This is a genomic window from Paucilactobacillus wasatchensis (assembly GCF_000876205.1).
Lineage (GTDB): Bacteria > Bacillota > Bacilli > Lactobacillales > Lactobacillaceae > Paucilactobacillus > Paucilactobacillus wasatchensis.
Genome location: NZ_AWTT01000033.1, coordinates 1 through 23275, shown reverse-complemented (window position 1 = coordinate 23275; position 23275 = coordinate 1). Strand labels below are relative to the sequence as shown.

Below are 23275 nucleotides of genomic sequence, written 5' to 3'. Positions count from 1 at the left end.
CCCATTTTTTTAGTTTAAATTATATTATTACTTCTTAGACGCTGTTTTGCGTCTCTTAGCTTCTTTTTCACGCATATTAGAATCTAGAATTTGCTTACGTAAACGCACATTTTCAGGTGTTACCTCACAATACTCATCATCATCCAAGAACTCCAATGATTCTTCAAGTGACAAATGAGTCGGTGTCTTGATTCGAGCCATGTCATCAGATCCAGCAGCACGAACGTTGGTTAGGTTTTTACCTTTAGTGATGTTAACAGTAATGTCGTTTTCACGGCTGTTTTCACCAACAATCATACCTTCATAAACATCTGTACCGGGATCGATTAATAATGTTCCACGGCTTTCAATTCCCATCATTGCATAGGTAGTTGCCTTGCCAGAGTTCATGGAAACCAAAGTGCCCTTTTGGCGACCTGGATGCCAGTTCTTGATTACAGGAGCATACTTCTCAAAAGTATGGTTCATAATTCCATAACCACGAGTCATTGACATAAATTCAGTTGAGTAACCGATTAAGCCCCGTGAAGGTGCTAAGAACGTCAATCTAGTCTGACCATTGTCAGTCGATTCCATGTTCTGCATTTCACCCTTACGTTGTGACAAACTATCAATCACACCGCCAGTATATTCTTCAGGGGTATCAATTTGAACCTCTTCAAAGGGTTCTCCCATAACACCGTCAACTTCACGATAAATAACTTCTGGCCGAGAAACTTGCAGTTCGTAACCTTCACGACGCAGTGTTTCAATCAAAATTGATAAATGTAGTTCACCACGGCCTGAGACAACCCAGGCACCGGGCAAATCAGTATCTTCGACCCGCAAAGAAACATCCGTATGCAATTCAGACTTAAGACGGTCTTCTAATTGACGAGAAGTAACAAACTTACCATCTTGGCCAGCAAATGGTGAATCATTTGTCCGGAAAGTCATCTGCAAAGTAGGTTCGTCAATTCGTAAAATTGGTAATGCTTCCGGTGTACCAGTAGCAGCAACAGTTTCACCAACGTTGATATCTTCCATTCCAGAAACCGCGCACAAATCTCCAGCCTTGGCTTCATCAATCTCTAATCGTTTCAAACCAAAGAAACCAAATAACTTAGTAACCCGGAAATTCTTTTGTGAGCCATCAAGCTTCATAACGGTAACGTTGTCCCCGACTTTGATCTTGCCACGGAAAACACGCCCAATTCCAACTCGGCCAACGAAATCGTTATAATCAAGCATTGCTACTTGAAATTGTAATGGTTCGTCTGAGTTGTCAATTGGTGCCGGAATTTTTTCAACAATTGTGTCGAAAATTGGCTTCATCGTGTGTTCCTGAGCAGACAAATCAGAATCATAACTTGATGTACCGTTCATTGCTGAAGCATAAACAACTGGAAAATCTAGCTGGTCTTCATCAGCACCTAACTCAATGAACAAGTCCAGTACTTCATCCACGACTTCTTCTGGGCGAGCGCCAGGACGGTCAACCTTGTTAATTACCACGATTGGTGTTAGATGTTGATCAAGCGCTTTTTTCAGCACGAATCGGGTTTGAGGCATTGTTCCTTCAAATGCATCAACGACCAATAAAACACCGTCGACTAGCCGCATAATTCGTTCAACTTCACCACCAAAGTCAGCATGACCTGGAGTATCCAGAATATTAATTTGCTTGTCGCCATAACGAACAGCGGTATTCTTTGATAGAATTGTGATCCCTCGTTCACGTTCAATGGCATTAGAATCCAAAACACGGTCTTCAATTTGGGTATGCTCGTCTAAAGTATCAGATTGCTTTAACATTTCATTAACTAACGTTGTCTTACCGTGGTCAACGTGGGCAATAATAGCAATGTTGCGGATATCATCTCGTAATTTCAAAATTATTTCTTCCCTTCGATATAAAAACTTTGTTTCTGAGTATCACAATTGGCAGGTTATTGGCATAAAAAAACTGTGACAAGCGGTCACAGTCAACCAAATCAATTTGCAAGTGTAACGATTTCTTTACTTGCACGTTCTGTCGCGACTAATACAACGTTAGATGATAGCATACTAAGCGGCCCACCGTCAATAGTTTTTACCTGCAGATTCAATGCTTGGGCCAAAATTTTACCTGCTGCAAAATCCCATGGACGCAAATATGAAACATAACCAACTAATTCACCTGTAAGCACTTTAGCAAACTCAATGCCTGCACTACCATACATTCGCGGGCCTCTACTTTGTCGCGCAATCTGCTGGAGATTATGATTATTATCAATTAATAACGGCCCACTGATTCCGATTAACGCATCCTTTAAATGTAAATTGGCAGGTGCCTCAATTTGCTGATCATTGATAAACACTCCATTAGTGCCTCCATGATAAAGCTTCTGATTCATCACATCCATAATGTAGCCCACCACACCAATACCATCTTCATATAACGAAATCATAATTGCAAAATTGTTTTGCTGCATGACAAAATTCATGGTGCCATCAAGTGGATCAATTAACCAAACTCGACCATTTATCTGGTTTACTTGATCGCCAAATCCCTCTTCCCCTAAAATCTGAGCGGTAGGATCCAGCTCACGAATCTTGCTAATAATTGTTTGCTCATTACTTTTATCAATCGTGGTGACTAAATCTTTACGACCTGATTTTTCATCAATAGAAAATGGCTGCTGCATTTTAACTAATGTTTCTTTTCTCATCTGCCACATTAAGGCTTGAATTTTTTGATCAATTTGTGCAATGTTTTCCATCACATTAGTACTCCTCTACAATGTGAATTGTCTGGTGTTCACTTGTCTGTGCCGTTTTGATCACTTGATACAACTCATAACCAGATTCTGCTTTAAAATCACGACCAAGCTGCTTTTCTGCTGATTTTGAATTAACAATTTGTTTAAATGCCCGATACTGATTTAAAATATCAGTCCGCAGTGCTGTTGTTTCGTACGCGTCTTCCACTAACTGAAACATTTTGATTACCGTTGCTAACTCTTCGTTACTCCAATTAGCATTTAACGGATAACTATAATTTTTTTCCATTACAACCTCACAATAACTAGTTTTTAATCACTCATCTTTTTCATATTACCGCAAATCAAAATAGGACTCAAACATCAGACTGTTTTAGTGACGCAAAAAAAGCCGCTCATGTGATCGGCTCTTTTTAATCAATCAATTAACGTTCAACTTAAATATGTGTTGGATATCCTAGCGCCACGTCAGCGGCTTCCTGGATTGGTTCACTCAAAGTTGGGTGTGGGTGAATTGTTAAAGCAATATCTTCAACATTCATGCCACCGTTAACTGCCAGTGATAGCTCTGCAATTAAGTCACTTGCTTCAGGTCCAATTACCTGAGCGCCTACCAAATTGCCCCCATCCTTAGTGTAAACTAGCCGCACAAATCCATCTGGCTGATCTAACGACACAGCCCGCGCATTGCCAGCAAATGGGAACTTAGCAGTATCAACTTCTAAGCCTTCATCTTTAGCCTGAGCTGCCGTCATTCCGACCGTTGCTAATTCCGGATCAGCGAAACAAACTGCAGGTACTCCGACCCAATCGTTAGCTGTCTTATTGCCAGCAATTGCACCCGCTGCCGTTTTTCCTTCAAAGAAGGCTTTATGTGCAAGTGCTGGTCCAGCAACAATATCGCCAATGGCAAAAATATTGTTAACACTGGTACGACCTTGTTCATCAACTTCCACTAACCCATGATCATCCAACTTGACACTGGTCATCTCTAGACCAAAGTTATCAGTATTTGGTCGACGGCCAACTGAAACTAAACAATAATCGGCTGTTAGAGTTGTTTCCTTACCATCGACTTCATAAGTGATCGTGCCACTCTTATCATCTTGAACTGACTTTTTGGCCATGGCGCTGGTAATAACATCAACACCCTTTTTCTTTAGCTTCTTGACAACAACAGAAATCATATCTTTTTCAAAGTTAGGTAAAATTGACGGTGTTCCCTCTAAAATGGTGACATGAGCACCTAGATTAGCGTAAGCACCAGCTAATTCAGTTCCAATATAGCCCCCACCAATAACAACTAGTTCCTTGGGCACTTCAGGTAAACTGAGAGCTCCTGTGGAATCGATAACACGACCGTCAAATTTAAAGTTCGGAATTTCAACTGGCCGGCTGCCAGTCGCCAAAATCAAGTTTTTAAATTTGAAAGTGGCACCACCACCATTATCCATGAATTGTTTAGGTCCAACTGACATAACCCGTAGTTGGCTATCGTTGTCCAAGAATGCTTCGCCTTGGATGACTTCAACCTTATGTTTTTTTAGTAGCATCGTGACACCACTAGTCATACGGTCCACAACTTTGGTTTGCTTCCATTCCTGCGTCTTAGCAAAATCAATTGTAGCAGGTTGAGTTGTAATACCAAACACTGAAGCATCATTAGCTTCTTGTAATCGATGGCCTGCATTAATTAACGCCTTGGATGGCACACAGCCCACATTTAAGCAAACCCCACCTAGAGTTCCTTTTTCAATTAAAGTCACTTTTTGGCCTAATTCAGAAGCACGAATAGCAGCCACATAGCCACCAGGTCCTCCACCAACAATCACTGTTTCTTTTTCTTCAACATCTGCCATGTGACAATCATCCTTCCATTAACAACATTGCTGGATCATGAAGCAATTTGTTCATATAATTTAACGCATTTTGTGCTAGGGCACCGTCAATCAAACGGTGATCATAACTGAGAGATAGTTTCAGCATATTACCAACCACAATCTCACCATCTTCATTCACATATGGTTCCTTGGCAATTTTACCAACTCCCAAAATAGCCACTTCAGGTTGATTAATTACTGGCGTAAACCAGCCACCACCAATTGAGCCAACATTACTGATCGTAATAGAACCACCACTCATTGCCTTAGCACTCAATTTCTTGGCGTATGCTGCTTCGCTATTTTCACTAATTTCTTTGGCAATTTCGAACATACCTTTTGAATCAGCATCCTTAATATTTGGAACATACAAGCCATCATCAGTATTGGTTGCAATTCCAATATTGTAATAATGCTTATATACAATTTCTTGCGTCGTATCATCAATCGATGCATTCAATTCGGGGAACTTCTTAATAGTGGCAACAAGTGCCTTGACCATGTATGGCAAGAATGTTAGATGAATCCCCTGATCGGCCGCCGCCTGCTTATATTTCTTACGGTTAGCCATTAAAGCTGAAACTTCCACGTCGTCAAATGAGGTAACATGTGGAGCAATGTCTTTAGAAGTGCGCATTGATTTAGCAATAATCTTTCTCATTTGTGACATTGGCTCACGTGTTTCTAGCTCTGGTTGATCTGACTTGTACGGTTTGACGGCCTGACCGCCTGCTTTAGTAGCACTTGCGGCAGCTGGTGTGCTGGTTGCAGCACTAGCAGCTGGAGCGCTAGCACCATTAAAGTTGTCAATATCTGCTTGTAGAACCTGCCCGTGATTACCGCTCGGTTGAACAAGACTAATATCAACACCTTTGTCTCGTGCGTGTTGACGAACTGATGGCATTGCCAACACTAGTTTATTAGGCTCAGCTAGTGGTGCAACACCTTCACCTGTCGCAGCAGGTGCCGGAGTAGCTTCTTTATTGTCAGCATCATCCGATGTCGCTGTTTCTTCTTTTACTGAAGCTGGTTCATCGTCAGCAGTATCCGGTGACCCATCATCAATTTCTACTAACGTATCGCCGATTTCAACTGTATCGCCTTCTTGCGCTACAATTTTTTTAATTGTTCCACCTACCGGAGAAGGTAATTCAGAAACTGATTTATCATTTTGAATTTCAACTAATGAATCATCTTCATTAATTTTGTCTCCCTCTTTAACAAGCCAAGTTGCAATTTCTCCTTCAGCCATACCTTCGCCAAGTTCTGGGAGTTTAAATTTAAATGCCATAAAACAAACTTCCTTTCTAATTAGTATTCAATCCTAGTACTACAGTACTTCACGAACCTTTGCTTCAATGTCGTCAGCAGCTGGAATCCAAACATTTTCTGCTTGTGCAAATGGGTAAACACTATTAGGGGCTGCTACTCTTGCAATTGGGGCGTCTAAGGACATGATTGCATTTTCTGAAATTTCGGAAGCAACCTGTGCTCCAACTCCGGCCATCTTCTGTGCTTCTTGTACTACGACGACTTTATGTGTTTTTTCAACTGAAGCAAAAATAGTATCTGTGTCAATTGGAGACAACGAACGTAAATCAACTACCTCAACTGAAATATTTTCCTTTGCTAGTTTTTCAGCCACTTTTAGTGACTCATTGACTTCAGCGCTATAAGCAACAATCGTGACATCCGTTCCTTCTTGAACCACCTTAGCGGTATCCAATGGAACAGTATATTTTTCATCAGGAATATCGTCTTTCATCGAACGATACAACTTCAAGTTTTCCATGAACAAAACAGGATCATTATTTTCAATTGCTGAAATTACCATCCCTTTTGCATCATATGGATTACTTGGTGTGACAACCCGTAATCCGGGAATTCCCGTAAAGAAGTTTTCTAGATTATCAGCGTGCATTTCTGCAGTATGAGTGCCACCACCAAATGGTGTCCGAATAGTGATGGGTAGATTCTTTTCGGCTCCAAATCGAAACCGTGTCCGAGCCATTTGACCAGCAACTGAATCAACCGCTTCAAACGTGAACCCCATAAATTGAATTTCTGGAATTGGGCGCCAGCCGGTTAAACCTAACCCAATTGCCAAACCCAAAACACCTGATTCAGCCAATGGAGTATCAAACACACGATCCTCCCCGTACTTTTCTTGTAATCCCTGTGTTGTTCTGAAAACACCACCATTTTTCCCAACATCTTCACCAAAAATCAGAGTCTTGGGATCTTCATTTAAAACAATATCTAACCCATCGGTAATTGCTTGGATATATGATTTTTTAGCCATGATTACTTCGACTCCTTTGCTTCAAATTCGGCAATTTGCTTTTTAATATCCGGTGTTGGTACTTCAAACGTGTGTTTTAACATGTCAGAAACTTTTTCAGGCTCAACACCATCTGCCTCTTTAATTGCATCTTTAAATGAATTCTTGCATTCTTCAACATATGAGTCTTCTTGTTCTTGGGACCATAATTTCTTTTCAGTTAGGAATTTACGCATTCGAATTAATGGGTCAATATCAAACCAGGGCTGTTCTTCTTCCTTTGTTCGATAACGACTAGGATCGTCTCCAGCACTGCTATGGGCACCAAAACGATAAGTTAATGTTTCAATCATCACCGGACCATTGCCAGCTACTGCAAATTCACGTGCTTCCTTGGCAACCTGATAACAAGCAAGAACGTCCATTCCGTCAACCTGAACACTAGGAATTCCAGCAGCCACAGCCTTTTGTGCTAAGGTTGCTGCAGCAGTTTGTTTCTTACGTGGGACCGAAATAGCAAAACCGTTATTTTGAATAATGAAGACCGCTGGTGCCTGAAAAGCACCAGCAAAGTTCATTCCCTCATAGGTATCACCTTGCGAAGTACCACCATCACCGGTATATGAAAACGCAACAGCATCCTCACCATTTTTCTTTAATCCCAAGGCAACACCAGCAGTTTCGACCATTTGTGCACCAATAATAATTTGTGGCATTAGCGCCCGCGCTTTAAACTGGTTTCCTTTAACATGTCCACGTGACCACAAATAGGCTTCTGTCACCGTAGCACCATGTTGAATTAATTGAGGCACATCACGGTAAGCAGGTAAAAGAAAATCATTATCCTTGAAAGCGGAAACCGTTCCCATTTCACTAGCTTCTTCTCCTGCAGTAGGTGCATAGAAGCCTAGACGTCCTTGACGAGAAAAGTTCATTGTTTGTTCATGTAATGCCCGCTCCCAAACAATTTTTTTCATAAAATCAACTAACTGATCATCAGAAAAATTAGCCATCAAATCTTCGTCAACGACTTTTGCATCACTATTTAAGATTTGAACTGGCTTGAACTCTTGACCAAGATTGGCTTTGATCTTTTCAAAGTCAACGGCTTTCTTACTTTCTTTAGCCATAATTAACACTTTCCTTTCCTTTCCTTTTCGATTGGCGCCGACAGAACCTCAGTGTAAGCGCTTCACTTTAACTACAATTCAAAGTATACACCAGAGCCATATTAATGCAAGCCCTTTCATGTTCAAACTTGAAGCTTTTGTATTAGAAGTATAATCTACTAAACAGTTCAATAATTCACAATCTTGAATAATGATCGTGTTCTCATTTGATTTTTTTTATGCTAAACTAAATACTGTGGAATTTTGAAACAATAACTGGAGATGAACCAATTTGATTTTAATGAAAGATATCACCAGAGATGGTAATAAAGTATTACGACAACAGGCAGACAAAGTAACTTTTCCGCTCTCAGATGAGGATCAACAATTAGCCAAGGACATGATGGAGTATTTAGAAGTTAGTCAAAATCCTGAGCTTTGCGAAAAATATAAACTACGAGCCGGCGTTGGCCTGGCTGCACCACAAGTCGGAGTATCACAACAAATGGCGGCGGTTCTTGTCCCAGCAATTGAGGAAGACGGCAAACCAGAATTTAAAGATGTGATTATTAACCCGGTCATTGTTAGCGAATCTGTGCAAGCGGGCGCACTAACTGAAGGAGAAGGCTGTTTGTCTGTGGACGAGGATGTGCCTGGATATGTTCCCCGACATGATCGTATCACTCTACGCTATCAGGACGTTACCGGCCAATCGCACACCATTCGATTAAAACACTATCCGGCAATCGTGTGCCAACATGAAATTGATCATTTACATGGAACATTATTTTATGATCACATTAATAAGGACCAACCGTTTAACGCCCCTGAAGATACAATTATGATTGATTAAAAAAAGACATCCCGTAATTGGATGTCTTTTTTAATCAATCTATTTGTGAATTTAATAACAATATGTCTACTTAACCTATTTTTTTCAAGTCTTTTACGTATTCATACGTAGCATCATTCATCAAATAAGCAATATCAAAATGTAACTTGTTTTCAAATAGCCAGATATCAGTGACGACAAAAGCTTTACTGGCAGATTGCACTCGTTCAATCTGCTTAGCTTCACCATATCTTTGTAATTCATCATCCAGAACATGTGCTAGCCGCTGCAACTCGTCTGGTGAAACGTGTTGCACAACTAATGCATATTCAAAGGCCATCACTCCTCGGCCCCAAACATCGGCAACTGTTTGAGATTGCGAAAAATTTAGCTCATTATTTTGAACTAATTGTTGCTTTGCTAAAACAGGTAAGCATGCTTGCATCGCTGCATCTGTACTTTTTTGTGCCGCACTACGAACAATCAATGTGGCATGTTTTGTAATTTCATGGTGCACTAAAATATAAATTACAATTGCAACTAGCACTGCTAATCCAATAATAATCATCAAACGCATTTTGTCACCCCCACCATTAACGTATTTAGCATACCATTTTATTACCGGTCAGTAGTAGCAAAACGATAAATATTGAAGCTTAAGTCAATCAAATGTGCTAAAATTAGAGTATTGAGTTTTACTAACTTTGACTTACAAGGAGCAATATATAATGGTTTTTAAAGTATTTTATCAAGAAACTAAGGTCCGCAATCCTAAGCGTGAAACTACTCATTCTTTGTATGTAGAAACTGATTCTGAGGCACAGGCCCGGATCATTGTTGAAAAAAACACGACATATAACATTGAGTATATTGAAGGATTGAGTAAAGCGGCACTTGAGTATGAACAAAAAGAACCTGATTTTAAGTTAAGTAAGTTTTAGCAAACAATCCACAAAAAGAGCTGTGGCAAGTTACCTTGTCGCTGGTTCTTTTTTTGTTGTACGTAACTACTTAAAAATAGCATTTTTCTCTAGGCTTTTTCAATTGAATTTTGTATAATATATTTATCTGTGTTCGACGGAGGAAATGCATCATATGACCTTTCTAATCATTCTAAATGAACATGCTGGGAGTGGCAATGCAAAAGCTACTTGGGAACTTATCCAACCTGTGTTGCAGCAAAAAAATATCAATTATACCTTTGAAATTTCACAATATCCCGGTCACACCACCTATTTAACCCAACAATACATTAAAAATATCGAACAATTTGTCCGACCAGTTATCCTAGTAATTGGGGGAGATGGTACATTGCATGAGGCATTAAACGGTGCAATGAGCTCTCAACAAACTAGCCTAACGCCATTAGCTTACATTCCAGCTGGCTCTGGTAATGATTTTGCTCGTGGACTCGGTATGGCGTCTAAGCCACTTGACGCACTGAATCAAATTTTAAATTGCCATCAACCAATGATGATCAACATCGGTCACTACCTTGAGAGCATGAAAAATGAAAAAGGATACTTTATCAATAATATTGGGATTGGTTTTGACGCAGCAGTTGTCAGCCGGACAAACACCTCAACCAATAAACGTCGGCTAAATAAATATCACCTAGGCTCATTAGCATACTTGTCATCGGTCATCAGCGTGTTGTACAACCAAGATCCTTTTCCACTGATGGTTCAGGTCAATAAACAACGAACCTTGTTTCAAAAAGCCTTCCTTGTTACCACCTCGAACCATCCCTATTTTGGCGGTGGTGTTGCTATCTTACCTGATGCATCCGTTCAAAAACCTGACTTAGAACTTATCGTCATTGAACGAAAAAACTGGTTAATCATTTTATGGGTCGCAATTTTAATTATTTTGGGTAAACATCTTAAATCTCGATTTGTTCACGTGTTTAAGAATAACCAGATTCATCTCACCACCACATCAATTGAACACGGTCAAATTGATGGAGAAATAATGGGAAATCGCTTTTTTGACTTATCAATGAATATCACGCAATATCCCTTTTGGATTGATACGTCCATAAAAAAAATAGACAACAAAAAAAGATGAAGTAATAACTTCATCTTTTTTGTTGCTTTTCTAAGAGACCTGTTTAATCTTCAGAAGCTTCCATTGCATCCAGAATCATCCGTAACTGACTGCATTTCTCTCGTAAAGCATTCATTTCTGTTCCATAACGAGGTTCAATTGTGACAGCGCCAACCCCACTATTAGATTTAGCCTGTCGAGCTTCTTGCTGGCATAGACGATTAAGATCACCTTGAGTGTCAGTTAGCTCTTGTTGAATCTCAAACCTGTTACTCACCTCAAACACTCCCCTTAACTAAGTAAAGTATCAAAAGCAAATTCAAATTTGCAACATTGAATATACCACCATCTGCACCAAAAGTTAACCTTTTAAAGATTACAATTACGTTACATCGACTAGTAATTATCTATTGATAACGCTAATAATGCACAAAAAGCGACCAACAGGCCGCTTTTTTAAAGTGGATAATTAAAATTTTATTTTACAGTACCTGCGAAGCTGGGCATAAAGTAACTGCTGATCGTTTGTACCTTAACATTTTGACCGGTACTTGGTGCAGCCACAAATTGGTTATTTCCAATATAAATTGCGTCATGATATGTTGCACCTGAGTTACCCCAGAATAAAATATCACCAGGCTTAGCACTCGCAACAGAGTGCTTAGTAACATAAGCCTCCTGTGCAACAGTATTATGTGGCAAGCTGATGCCATCAGCATTGGCATAAACATACTGAACTAAACCAGAGCAATCCATTCCACTCAGGCTGTTACCACCCCAGACATACGGAATATTTGCGTTAGCCAACTTAACAGCTAAGCTTACAACCGATCCTGTTGCTAAATTACTGTTATTGGAAGTTGAACTAGCAGTGGAAGTTGCTGAACTGGCTGTTGACTGCTGTGTTGTTGAAGTACTACTGCTCGAAGTTGTTGTACTAGTCTTTGAACTACTAGTTGCACTCGAAGCAGCGGTGCTGCTTGCAGTAGAACTGGTAGCCGTTGTATTAGCTGAACTAGCAACTGCTTCGCTAGAATTTGTTGTACTACTTGCCGCACTAGCAGCGGAATCTTCGGTTGCTGTTTGCTCTGCAGCGCTAGTAGCTGATGTGTTTGAGGCCGAACTAGCTGAACTAGCAGCACTAGCAGCACTTGTCACACTCAATGTTTGACCTGCAACGATCAAATTACTATCACTGAGTTGATTGATTTGTTGAAGAGTTGCAACTGAGATGCCAAACCGTGCACTCAATTCGCTTAAAGTATCACCAGCTTGGACAGTATATTTACCATCAACAGCGGCAGCAGAAGCAGTTGAGGAAACGGCACTAGTTGTCGAACTAACCGCGCTGCTATTTTGTCCAGAAGTACTCGTCGAGCTGCTTAGCGTTAACGTTTGCCCAGCATAGATCAAGTCAACACTTGAACTAATCTTCTTTACATTGGTATTTTGCGCTTCGATGTCACTGACAGAAATACCATACTTTTGTGCAAAATCCCAAACCGTGTCACCAGCTTGCACTTTAACTGTATCGGCCTTTACACTCTGAGTACCAACAGCAAACAACCCTAAAGCACCAAATGTACCCAATACTATGTTTTTAGCATACTTATTAGTATTCTTTGAACTAGAACTAGACATTAACAACACTCCTTAATAGTCAACAAAAAGCCAGCGACCAACATAAAAATTTATTAAATTCATATTTCAAAATTAATTGTTTTAAAACTATCTTAAACTTGTTAACAGCATAACACGTTATTTGTAATATGAAAACACTTTATAAACTTATACAAGTAAAAATCTAGAATCTTATTTTTTTATTTGTATAAGTCAAAGTGCTGATTTAATAAGGATTGTAAACCAAAATGAATTCGATTAAATATTAATATTACAATTCTGTTACATCATGTGTGAACCGGCATTTCGAAACTAAATTCGATGCAAACCAATTTTTTCGTGGTCGTGGATAATCGTTATTTGCTGATGTTGTAACGTCAGCTGACTGTGTTGTTGATTACCAAATTGCTTATGAAATTCGCTTTGAGGTATTTCTTGAGAAGTGGCTACCACCTTATTAACTAATGCCTGTTTACTGGTATATGTGCTAACTTTTATTTGTTTGGGGGTAAATATCATTTTTTTGTCACTGCGTCGATAAATACCACTATAATCACGAATCCAATACTGACTAACTGTGTTAGTTTCAATCAATCGATAACGGTTATTACTGAGAAAATATACCTTCAAAGTAACGCTACCACCCTGTGAATATTTTTGCTTTCCTTGCCACTGTCCGGTAGGATTTACTACTTTGATACTTGATTGTGTATTTTGTTTTGTCCGTATCCTAGTATTTGGCTGATTAGTCACCATCAAAAATATACTCAATATAATGACAGCAACTATCACCCCACCCAACCAAAATATAACTTTACGAGAAATTTTCATCGTTTACTTTTCCTTCCACCTCAATAAAAAAACACTCATTTACTAAAATGCGTAAACAAGTGCATTTGTAACTGATTTTCTTTTAGTTTTGAACACTGAGCCAAATTTTGAGCATTAAATAATAACTTTCGATTTCATTTAATTCCGTCTTTACTGCTTTACTGACTCCCGCGACTAATGACTGTGCCAGTGTAAAAATCGGTTGATTACCCTGAATCATCGCCAGCTGCCCGCTAGTAAAAATTTGATTTAATTGATATGGGCTTGGCTCTCCTTGTGAATAACGACAGTACAAAATAAATAACTCGGTTGTTAAATAGTTCAAGGAATGATTACTTAGTTGTGGTTGCGCAATTTTTATTTCATTAACCTGTGCCAATAATTGGGCCTGTGCTGGTGCAGGTAAACTAGGATATTCAGCAATTAATTGATCAGGGTCAACGTCTAATTTACTTTGAAAATCCTGCAAAATCAAGCGCATTGCCCGGCGAATATTAGTTTCTGAACCATTAATTCGGACTGCATTTACGCTATGGTCAAGGATTAGATCAAACGCTTCTAACATCAATTCAATCACTGGCAAATCGTCGCTTGTCAATTCACGTGCACTATTGTCTGCTAGTGTTTGAATTAACATTTTTTCTGGTGCATGACTTAACAATTTTAGTGCGATCAAATTACGAAACTCGATTACCTTAGAATCTATTGATACCATTATTTTGTCCCTCCATCTAAAATTACTCTAATTGTATTATCATCTTTTTATGCCATTTACACAACCTTACAGCAACAATTTTGAAGTATTTGTTGACAAAATAAATTATCGTGTTAATGTTTAAGTATTAAAATTAGATGAGAACACGATGAGTAGGAAGTAGTTTTTTGGTTGTCTTTTACAGAAAAGCCCTGGTTGCTGAGAATGGGTATGAGGCCCGCTAAACGAAGATCGCCTATGAGTGTTAAACAGTCATTGAATTGACTGTTTAATGGCCAACCACCATTATTTGGGAACTGATGGTTAATCAGTTACTAAGTCATTACTAGTGATGGTAATGAGAATTAAGGTGGTACACGGTAACACGTCCTTTTAACAGGACGTGTTTTTTTGTCTGATGGAAATCTAATATTTAGGAGGTGCTGATCTAATTAATCTTGGCAGTTTGTTCAACTCACTACATATAAATTAAACTTTTGGAGGAATACATATTATGCAAAATACAACGAATTTAACAGACTTAACAAAAACAGAAAGTAAATTTGCGCAAGCACTTTTCGACGCGTTACAAACTCAAACTAAGCTTGACTAATCTAAGTACAAAGATTTGGTGACAGATGATGACTCCGGTTATCGAGTACAATATGCCCTCACTCAACTAAAACATGAACCAGTTGGCGGCTATAAGGTCAGCTTGACTAGTAAACAAACTCAAGACATGTTCGATGCAGATTCGCCTTTATATGGCGCTGAGGTTAAACATCAATGGCTTAAATCACCTGCTAACGTCAAATTGAGTGATTTAATGGAGCCCTTGGTAGAAGTTGAACTTGTTTTCACTGCAACTAGTGACTTGTCCCCTGAGGACTCAGTGGAAGATCTACGGCAAAAAACAACGGTAGCCCCCGCCCTTGAATTGCCCGATGCACGCTTTAGCGATTGGTTCCCTGCGTTATCCAAATTGATGGTAATGTCAGATAATGCAGTTGCTGGTCGGGTTGTCTTTGGTGATGAAGTTGATAGTAATAAGTTCACAGTTGACGATTTTAGCCGGGTAAAAGCTGAACTTAAGCTAGATGGTAACTCACTTGCCAAGGGAGATTCCAGTGAAGTATTAGGCAATCCTCTCAATTCACTTCAATGGTTGGTAAAAAAATTGGCTAGTCAAGGTTTAACTTTGGCAGCAGGGCAGCACGTTTCAAGTGGTACCTTCGTATTGCCTCCTCACCTGCAAGCGGGTCACTATACATGCCATTTCACTAGCGGACTTGGCGACGTTGATCTGCAAGTTAAATAACACAAAAACAGCGGCACATTAATGAATGGTTCATTGATGTGCCGCTGTTTTTGTTAAATAATAAATTTAAACTTCTTCGTCTGGCCAACCAATTTTCGCATAACCATCATTTTGGATATCATCAACACTGAGAATCCTTGTGTCAAATTCCTGATCAACGTGAGCAACATCAATTCGATCCCGAATCCCCAGCGCTCTTTGTGCGATTGAAAGAGAATATGCACCAATAAAAGGAAGGGCATCATCCTTATTGTCACATAATTTAATCGTCGCGTCGGCACCCCTAGTAAATTTAATCGATGAAATGTACTTAGGTTGCCGTGAACCAATTAGATAGACTGTCACGTACCAAACCTCAAATTGAAGTGGACTAGCCAGCTCTTTGAATGGGACATAGCTAAGTGAATCGTATTCATCAAACGGCAAAATACCGTTTTCGTTCAGGCGCTCTACTGGCTCATCAGACTCGTGCAGCATACCGATATATTGATCATAAAGACCTTCAGCCTGCCCGGATTTACGCTTCTCATTCGGAATTTCATCTCGTTTTTGGCGTTCCACCAAACTCTTGCCCCACGTCAACGGCTGCCAATTTTCAAAATCATCCTTACTGTTAAAACCGTCTGTTATTTTACGATTTATCAAATAAAATTACTCCTTTCAAATATCATATAGTAAAATGATAGTTTAATTCATTTAAAATTATCACTACTGCTCATAAAATTCAATACACAAGTAGCTGTGTATCAATTAAATCGCAATAATCCACTCTATTTTAGCTTGGTTTAACAGATTGTTAAAAAATGACAGATTTATTGTTCAAATTATTTGCTTGTACTGCTCTAAGTGAGTTAAACTATGTCTCAATCAATTAAAGAGAAGGCGATTACATGGTCCATTTATATTTTCACACAAATGATCCTTCCAAACGTAAGGCTGTTAAATGGTTAGTAGAACATGATGTCATCGCCAGTCAACGAAACATCGAAAATGAGCCGCTGACTGAAGATGAAGTAATGCATTTACTTTCATTATCAATTGATGGTACAGATGAATTAATTTCAAAACGATCCAAGGATACCAAAGCCTTAAATATGGACCCCGATCAAATGACAATTAAAGAATTAACTGCAGCAATTTTAAAAACGCCCCATATTTTGAAAAATCCAATTATGTTTGATAAACATAAATTAATGACTGGATTTGATTTGGAGAAAGTTGGAATGTTTGTTCCTAAAAAATTGCGTAAGTTAGAGTTATCTGCTCTGTTTGCTAAATTAACACCTGGCAATGGGCAAAATATTAAACTAGCATGATACAATGGACTTGTCAGAAATGACAAGTCTTTTACTTTCTAAGGAGCAGAAGTAATGAAACAATTAGAACTTTATTTTATTAGACATGGTGAAACATTATTTAATACAATGGACAAACTGCAGGGGTGGTCGGACTCCCCCTTAACACCAAACGGTATTCGGGTGGCACAACAGACCGGTGAGTGGCTGGCAAATACAAGTTTCCAATCCGTCTACTCCTCAGATATGAAACGCACAATTGATACGGCCAATTATATCATTGCCAAAAACAATTCATTTAATGGGGCGCCAAAACAATCTGCTAGTTTTCGTGAGGCGTTTTTTGGTGGCTTTGAGGGATTAGATAATCACGATGTTTGGCACACCATTGCCACACCATATGGTGCTAGTAATCAAACTCAAATGCTAGAACATGTTTCACCAGGTGTAGTGCGTGACCGAATGCACGCTGCAGATCCGCTTCATCTAGCTGAAACTGGCCACCAATTTTGGCAACGTGTTGACGCCGGACTTGCTAACCTGCTCGTCAATGAACCTGATCACGCTCGAATATTAATTGTTGCCCATGGTACCTTGATTCGTTCTCTCACAATTCGATTTGGTAATTCTAGCTTTGACCCTGTGCACCAGTTCCCAGCAAATGGCAGTGTAACCAAATTACTCCTAAGTGAAAACCAAACTAGTATTTTAGATTACAACCTTACGACAAAAAAATGAGGTCGGGAACGTTATGTCCCCTGAGCCTCATTTTTGCTTACTAATTTCAAAATAAAAAAACTAATTTGTAAAATTAATTATTATCAATTGGATGCCATTCGTACAATGCCCGTTGACCACCAACTAATTTGGGCCGGCTCTTTAGGTACGTAATATGTGCTTCTCCAACTTCTTTAATTGACGTTCTAACGGGAATTTGAACGAATTTAACATGCATTCCAATTGATGTATCACCCAGGTCAATTCCACCGGCTGCAACAATATGTTCAACTTCAATTGGATCCTCGAATTGTTCATAAGCTGCTACCTGAGTGGCCCCGCCCGCGTGTAACGCAGGAAAAACAGTTACCTGTTCAAAACCACGCTTATCAGCTTCAGTCCGCTCCATCAATAACGACCGATTGATATGTTCACACCCTTGAATTGCAACATGCAATTTGTGAGCCTTAATTGCTTTAAAAATCACTTTGACCACCATTCGACCCACATCAATTGATGAATGCTTACCAATCTTTTGTCCTTGAATTTCACTTGTACTAGAACCAAGGACGATTAAAGAATCTGGTGCAAACTTAGCATCATCTAAAAATTCATTGACGCCCTTGGTTAACTGGTCTTCTGCTGTAATTAAATCAAAACTTGCCATGATAAATTGCCTCCCTATCTTAATTTAGTTAAATATGTGCACTTGTGTTATCGGAACTGATAAATAATGAATCAACGGGCTCATTATTGTGAACGTGTGCAATCGCAGCCGCAAACAGAGGTGCAACTGAAAGCTGAATCAATTTGTCGCTCTTTTTTTCGTTCGGCATATTGATAGAGTCTGTAACAATCATTTTCTCAATGGCTGAATCATCAATCTTGGTCATTGCATCCCCGGAAAAAACAGCATGGGTAGCACAGGCAAAAACCCGTTTAGCACCAAAATTTTTAATTGCAGTTGCTGAAACTGCCATGCGAACACCAGTATCAATGATATCGTCAATAATAATGGCCGTTTTACCCGTTACATCGCCAATCACATATTCTGGCACTTGTTCAGTTTTACGCTCAATTTCTTCCGGGTTACGATTATCAATAATGGCAATGGGCGCCTTTAAAATCTCTGCAAATTTACGTGCCCTAGTTACGCCAGCATGATCTGGAGCAACCACTACGATATTATCAGTTAAATCATTGGCATAAAAATAGTTAGCCAACAGTGGCGCAGCTAAAAGATGATCTACTGGAATATTGAAAAATCCTTGTACTTGGGCAGCATGTAAATCCAACGTCACCACACGGTCCGCACGATCCATTTCTAACAATGTCGCAATCAATTTAGCTGTAATTGGTTCTCGGGATCGTGCTTTGCGATCTTGCCGTGCGTACCCATAATAGGGCAAAATCACATTGATCGTCTTAGCACTAGCTCGTCTGAGGGCATCAATCATAATCAACAATTCCATTAAGGTTGAATTCACCGGATCAGAAATCGATTGAATTACATAAATCTCACAACCTCGAACACTTTCATCAATGCTAATTTGGATTTCTCCATCAGCAAATTGTTTAATCGTTGCATCACTGAGCGGAATATTAATCTGCTCGGCAATTGCTTGCGCTAGTGGCCGATTAGAATTTAGAGTAAATAACTTTACGTTCGCTGCATTTTTAATTTCAGTCATCCCTGGGCTCCTCCAAAATTAACTTCGCCTTCATTATCGCAACAATCCCTGCAATATGCAAGTTACCCGGCCTATATTTCAATCAAATCAACTGAAATCAGCTGGCCTAATTCCGTGCATTCCAATCATCGGATCCACCTGTCCATTTTGTACTAATTGCACCGTCAAAGTATAGTCAACTGGCGGTTGTTCTTGGCTAGCGGCTTGATCATTTTCGTTGGAGTCTAACGTCCTATTGCTAGTTTCCTCAACCGCCGCGATTGATAACTGATTAACAGAGTCCGGTATCGACTGACCTTGAAAAACATCAATTAGCCTTAAATTCAGTGAGGTTTTCCGGTTAACAGATTCGTTTTGAATGCTCATTTCAAAAGCTTGTGGTTCACCTACCATAATCAACTTATTTTTAGCACGCGTAATTGCCGTGTACAATAAATTACGTTGCAACATGCGACTAAATTGGCGCACCATTGGCAAAATAACCATATCAAACTGGCTGCCTTGTGATTTATGAATTGAAATACAATAGGCTAGTGTTATTCGTTGCCATTCATTTCGAGAGTAGATAACCTCTATTTGATCAAAATCAATCGTAATCTGATCTGTTTTAGGTCCTTTTCCCCCTTTAACATTTAATTCAATGCCAACAATAGTCCCAATGTCACCATTAAAAACATTATTTTCAGGACTATTAACTAAATGAAGTACTTTATCACCAATTCTAAAATGTTCACCTCGAAACTCAACCTCTTTTTTCTTTGTTTTATTCAGTGGATTGAACACGTTTTGCACCAATTCATTCAACCGATTAATTCCCGCATTTCCTCGGTACATTGGAGCTAATACTTGTGTTTGGCTAGCACTAAAGCCTCGTTGCTGCGCTTTTTCGGTAACTTGCTCAACGACAGTTGCAACCTGATCCGCACGGCAAGGAATGAACGAACGATCCGGAAAAGCACTGGTAAAATCAGGTGGCATGTGACCTAATTTAATCGCATGGGCTAATGGAATAATGGATGATTCAGCAGATTGACGGTATATTTGTGTCAATTCTTGTTTGGGTAATTTATCAAAATTCAATAGATCGTGAAAAATTTGTCCTGGACCCACGGATGGTAATTGGTCCTTATCACCAACTAACACGACTTGCATTGAGCTTGGAACCGCCTTGAGCAATGTTTTAAACAATAACGTATCCACCATGGAAAGCTCATCAACAATCAACAGTGCTCCTGCTAAATCGGCAACGTTCATGTCCGTTGCTTGCTCACGTCCATTTAAGCCCAGTAGCCGATGAATCGTGCTAGCTGGTAAACCAGTCGTTTCACTCATCCGTTTAGCAGCCCGGCCAGTTGGTGCGGCCAGCAGAATTGGAAACGGCCGGTCTTTGTATTCATTAATATCCAGCGAATAATCGTGTAGCTTGGCAAATGTTGCTACAATGCCGTTAATAATGGTTGTTTTACCAGTTCCGGGGCCTCCGGTCAACAAAAAGACATGCGACTGCATTGCTGAATTAATTGCTTGTTCTTGCGATTCATCATAGTCGATTCCAAGCTGTTTTTCGACTTTGGCGACTACTTTATGAATTTCGTCTACTTTAATTTCAATTGGCCGATCGGAGGCCAACCGATACAAATGTTGTGCAATTTGCCACTCACCATTAAAAAGCGCACTTGGATAAATTCTTTCGTCTTGGGCAACTAATTTATTTAACTTAGTCAATTCGATCAATTGATCGGCTACCTGCTGGGGATTTATCACAACATTGCGACTTGCTTCTAATAATCTTAATGATTCATTCAATAATGGCTTAGCGCTGGTGTATGTATCCCCACTTTGCATTGTGACTTCATCCAGCACCTGCAAAATTGCAGCATTAATTCGCCGTGGATCATCACCAGCGATGTGAATTTGGTCTGCAACTTGATCAGCCCGCTTGAAACTGATACCATCAATATCTTCTGCTAATTGATACGGATTCTTTGCAATCACTTCAAGGGTCTCATCTCTGTATTTTTCGAAAATAGCGGCCGATAAAGAACTGCCAAATCCAAAATCATTCAAACCTATGATAATTTGATCTGTTCCTTGGCTCTCAGTTAAATTGTCAATCAACACTTTAATCAAATTGGGTCGCAAATGTAATGGTGTTAACACGGAGCTATCTTTGACAATCTGATCAATTGCATCAGTTCCCAGCAAATCAACTATCTTAGTAGCTGTTTTTTTACCAATTCCCTTAAATTGCTCACCAGACAAGTAATTGACTAACCCCTCTTTAGTAGTCGGCTGGGCATTATGATACGTAACTGATTGAAACTGTTGCCCATACTTGGGATGATCAACCAGTTGCCCCTCAAATCTATAATCACTTTCCTCGTTGATATCACCAAAATTTCCTGTCACCACAATTTCTTCCTGGGACCAGTCAAAATTGTTTTCCATCACCTGCACCAACAGAACCTTATAAAAGTTATCTGCACTGGCAAAAAAAGTCGTTAAAACTCTGCCGATCAAAAAAGATGACTCACTTGGACCATCAAACAGCGAAATTGAATTGTCCATGTTGGTCATCTCCTCTAGATAAATTATTTTTGGTTATTTTTTTGCTCCCGCAACAGTTTTTCAATCCCTGCGATACGTTGTTCACTGCGCTGATAGTAGTCAGGATCAAGTTGTTGAGCCTGAGACAAGTAGTCCTGATATTCTTCTCCCAATACCATTGCAACTAAGCCACGATTAAATTGAGTGTCTGCACGTCCGGGGTGCCGTAATAAAATTTGATCATAAAATTTTTTAGCCTGAACAAAGCTCCCACTGGCCAATAGAGCATCACCTAGGACTTGATTAATTTCCGGATCTTGTTGCCGCAAATCATGTGCGGTGAGACCATACGCAATTGCCCGTTTGTAATCATCTTTTTTCATCCAGCTTTGCGCCATCATCAAATAAGCATCCGCTTTTAACTTACTATCTTGTAATGCATCATACTGCTTCAACGCCTGATCAGTTTTACCAACCTCATAATATAAATTCCCCAGGCCATATTGTAACAAGCCGGTAGCAGCGTTATCGTTCTTAAAACGCCCCAGCGCCTTCATAAATAATTCCTCGGCCTGCGCATAACTTTTCAATCGTGTTAGTAGGGAACCTAAATCATAGTAATTTTGAACTTGGTCAGGTTTTGCATCGATATCTTGTACTAATTTGCTAACTAATTTTTCAGATTGTGCCTTAATATCTGCTTGACTGCTTTTCTCTGACATTCACTTCACCCCTTTTAAATGGTATCAGTTGGATCCCCGCCTGTTTTTTGGAGGTAACTGGTATCATTCCATTTAACCAAATTAAAATCTTGCCCTGTCCTGGTTTGCAAAACCGTAGTGGACGTATTAGCTAATCCACCACGATCTCTCAAATGAGCTAATGGTACGCCTAGTAACGCATTAATCACAGCATTTAAGGCTGCACCATGGGATACAATCAAAATATTGCTATCACTGTTCGCGTATACGGCAGCAATCTCTTTTATTGCGCCACCCATTCTGTTGATCAACTGGGGGAAACTTTCTCCATCAATTTTGGTGGGATCGTATTGCTCTGGATGATTACGAAATGCATCAAATTCATGTGGAAATTTTTGCCGTACGTCTTGAAATAGCATTCCTTCCATTTGTCCCAAATTAAATTCCGCTAATTGGCTCATTAGGGTCACCGGAATTGTCTGATTGAGATTTCGTAACAACTCAAAGGCGGTTACTCGTGCCCGCTTAATTGGACTAGCATAAACATGCTTAAACTTAATTTGTTTCAAAAAATTACCCAATAAATTAATTTCAGCATAACTTTCTGGCAATAGTGGTGAATCACCATGAGCTCCCTGATAACGTGATTCCAAATTCCATTCAGTTTTACCATGTCTTACAAAATACAGATTTGTCATTTTACTCCCTTTATAGCACTTCACAATAATGTATTAATTATACCAATAATTTTCTTTGCCTGCGTTAAATCAAATCACTTTTTTTAAAATTATCAATGTGAGCCTCTAATTTCGTTACCTGCATTAGTTGCTATTAGCAACATCCCAATTTTATAGGATCTAAGCAATATTCATTTTTGCTAAAATGAACACGTTAAAACTCAATTGGCTGTAACATACAAGTAGTTTCAATACAAAAGCCTAAATTGCATACGCAATTTAGGCTTTCTTTTTT

General features: G+C 39.4%; 23 protein-coding genes and 1 pseudogene. 6 read left to right on the top strand and 18 right to left on the bottom strand.

All coding sequences use genetic code 11. The features are described from left to right. Positions 1-27: 27 nt before the first annotated feature. From typA to pdhA, 7 genes are all read right to left on the bottom strand, one after another. The gene (gene typA, locus WDC_RS06660; protein WP_044011095.1) at positions 28-1872 is read right to left on the bottom strand and encodes a translational GTPase TypA; all 1845 of its coding nucleotides are present in this window, start codon (positions 1870-1872) and stop codon (positions 28-30) included. A 101-nt stretch (positions 1873-1973) separates the two neighbouring features. Next, positions 1974-2741 carry an inositol monophosphatase family protein gene (locus WDC_RS06655; RefSeq protein ID WP_044011094.1) on the bottom strand — a complete coding sequence of 256 codons (768 nt, stop codon included), beginning with the start codon at positions 2739-2741 and terminating at the stop codon, positions 1974-1976. Between the two features lie 4 nt (positions 2742-2745). Next, on the bottom strand, positions 2746-3030 hold the full coding sequence (locus WDC_RS06650) for a UPF0223 family protein (RefSeq protein ID WP_044011093.1): 285 nt from the start codon (positions 3028-3030) through the stop codon (positions 2746-2748). 148 nt (positions 3031-3178) lie between these two features. Next, positions 3179-4600, bottom strand: a complete 1422-nt coding sequence (gene lpdA / locus WDC_RS06645; RefSeq protein WP_044011092.1) for a dihydrolipoyl dehydrogenase — start codon at positions 4598-4600, stop codon at positions 3179-3181. Positions 4601-4607: 7 nt separating this feature from the next. Further along, complete coding sequence (locus tag WDC_RS06640; RefSeq protein WP_044011091.1) at positions 4608-5912, bottom strand: 2-oxo acid dehydrogenase subunit E2; 1305 nt, start codon at positions 5910-5912, stop codon at positions 4608-4610. Between the two features lie 39 nt (positions 5913-5951). Next, entirely contained in the window at positions 5952-6923 is a 972-nt protein-coding gene (locus WDC_RS06635; RefSeq protein ID WP_044011090.1) for an alpha-ketoacid dehydrogenase subunit beta, read from the bottom strand. A 2-nt stretch (positions 6924-6925) separates the two neighbouring features. After that, positions 6926-8032 (bottom strand): pyruvate dehydrogenase (acetyl-transferring) E1 component subunit alpha, encoded by a 1107-nt coding sequence (pdhA, locus tag WDC_RS06630; RefSeq protein ID WP_044011089.1) that lies wholly within the window; start codon positions 8030-8032, stop codon positions 6926-6928. Positions 8033-8303: 271 nt separating this feature from the next. On the opposite strand from pdhA, the gene def reads away from it, so the two are divergent. Further along, the gene (def, locus tag WDC_RS06625) at positions 8304-8864 is read left to right on the top strand and encodes a peptide deformylase (RefSeq protein ID WP_044011088.1); all 561 of its coding nucleotides are present in this window, start codon (positions 8304-8306) and stop codon (positions 8862-8864) included. A 70-nt stretch (positions 8865-8934) separates the two neighbouring features. Here def and WDC_RS06620 read toward each other — a convergent pair whose 3' ends face one another. Beyond that, positions 8935-9420, bottom strand: coding sequence for a hypothetical protein (locus WDC_RS06620; protein ID WP_044011087.1), 486 nt, complete (start codon positions 9418-9420; stop codon positions 8935-8937). 151 nt (positions 9421-9571) lie between these two features. Here WDC_RS06620 and WDC_RS06615 point away from each other — a divergent pair, with 151 nt between their 5' ends. Together WDC_RS06615 and WDC_RS06610 are read left to right on the top strand one after the other, a co-directional pair. Continuing rightward, positions 9572-9784, top strand: coding sequence for a DNA-directed RNA polymerase subunit epsilon (locus tag WDC_RS06615; protein WP_044011086.1), 213 nt, complete (start codon positions 9572-9574; stop codon positions 9782-9784). 154 nt (positions 9785-9938) lie between these two features. Further along, the gene (locus WDC_RS06610) at positions 9939-10910 is read left to right on the top strand and encodes a diacylglycerol/lipid kinase family protein (protein WP_044011085.1); all 972 of its coding nucleotides are present in this window, start codon (positions 9939-9941) and stop codon (positions 10908-10910) included. 43 nt (positions 10911-10953) lie between these two features. On the opposite strand, the gene WDC_RS06605 is transcribed toward WDC_RS06610, so the two are convergent. From WDC_RS06605 to WDC_RS06590, 4 genes are all read right to left on the bottom strand, one after another. Continuing rightward, positions 10954-11166 (bottom strand): hypothetical protein, encoded by a 213-nt coding sequence (locus tag WDC_RS06605; protein WP_044011084.1) that lies wholly within the window; start codon positions 11164-11166, stop codon positions 10954-10956. A gap of 200 nt (positions 11167-11366) precedes the next feature. Next, positions 11367-12530: a LysM peptidoglycan-binding domain-containing protein gene (locus WDC_RS06600; RefSeq protein ID WP_052497816.1), complete on the bottom strand. Its 1164-nt coding sequence runs from the start codon at positions 12528-12530 to the stop codon at positions 11367-11369. A 291-nt stretch (positions 12531-12821) separates the two neighbouring features. Then, complete coding sequence (locus WDC_RS06595) at positions 12822-13340, bottom strand: hypothetical protein (RefSeq protein ID WP_044011083.1); 519 nt, start codon at positions 13338-13340, stop codon at positions 12822-12824. A gap of 82 nt (positions 13341-13422) precedes the next feature. Next, on the bottom strand, positions 13423-14055 hold the full coding sequence (locus tag WDC_RS06590; RefSeq protein ID WP_044011082.1) for a BglG family transcription antiterminator: 633 nt from the start codon (positions 14053-14055) through the stop codon (positions 13423-13425). A gap of 493 nt (positions 14056-14548) precedes the next feature. Between WDC_RS06590 and WDC_RS06585 the strand changes: the two are divergent. Beyond that, positions 14549-15352: pseudogene (locus tag WDC_RS06585) on the top strand (2-keto-4-pentenoate hydratase). Between the two features lie 66 nt (positions 15353-15418). Here WDC_RS06585 and WDC_RS06580 read toward each other — a convergent pair. After that, positions 15419-15997 carry a hypothetical protein gene (locus WDC_RS06580; RefSeq protein WP_044011081.1) on the bottom strand — a complete coding sequence of 193 codons (579 nt, stop codon included), beginning with the start codon at positions 15995-15997 and terminating at the stop codon, positions 15419-15421. A 245-nt stretch (positions 15998-16242) separates the two neighbouring features. Between WDC_RS06580 and WDC_RS06575 the strand changes: the two genes are divergently transcribed. Both WDC_RS06575 and WDC_RS06570 read left to right on the top strand, forming a co-directional pair. Further along, entirely contained in the window at positions 16243-16668 is a 426-nt protein-coding gene (locus WDC_RS06575) for an ArsC/Spx/MgsR family protein (RefSeq protein ID WP_044011080.1), read from the top strand. A gap of 54 nt (positions 16669-16722) precedes the next feature. Next, positions 16723-17385 (top strand): histidine phosphatase family protein, encoded by a 663-nt coding sequence (locus WDC_RS06570; protein ID WP_044011079.1) that lies wholly within the window; start codon positions 16723-16725, stop codon positions 17383-17385. A gap of 73 nt (positions 17386-17458) precedes the next feature. Here the strand turns inward: WDC_RS06570 and WDC_RS06565 are convergent, their stop codons facing one another. The 5 genes from WDC_RS06565 to WDC_RS06545 all read right to left on the bottom strand — a co-directional run bounded on the left by WDC_RS06565 (position 17459) and on the right by WDC_RS06545 (position 23001). Next, a complete protein-coding gene (locus WDC_RS06565) occupies positions 17459-18031 on the bottom strand; it encodes a TIGR01440 family protein (RefSeq protein ID WP_044011078.1) in 573 nt (190 codons plus the stop codon). Positions 18032-18059: 28 nt separating this feature from the next. Next, positions 18060-19055 carry a ribose-phosphate diphosphokinase gene (locus WDC_RS06560; RefSeq protein ID WP_044011077.1) on the bottom strand — a complete coding sequence of 332 codons (996 nt, stop codon included), beginning with the start codon at positions 19053-19055 and terminating at the stop codon, positions 18060-18062. Between the two features lie 87 nt (positions 19056-19142). Continuing rightward, positions 19143-21623: an SF1B family DNA helicase RecD2 gene (recD2, locus tag WDC_RS06555; protein WP_044011076.1), complete on the bottom strand. Its 2481-nt coding sequence runs from the start codon at positions 21621-21623 to the stop codon at positions 19143-19145. Between the two features lie 23 nt (positions 21624-21646). Next, on the bottom strand, positions 21647-22324 hold the full coding sequence (locus tag WDC_RS06550; protein WP_044011075.1) for a tetratricopeptide repeat protein: 678 nt from the start codon (positions 22322-22324) through the stop codon (positions 21647-21649). Positions 22325-22338: 14 nt separating this feature from the next. Continuing rightward, positions 22339-23001, bottom strand: coding sequence for a histidine phosphatase family protein (locus WDC_RS06545; protein ID WP_044011074.1), 663 nt, complete (start codon positions 22999-23001; stop codon positions 22339-22341). Between the last annotated feature and the right edge of the window lie 274 nt (positions 23002-23275).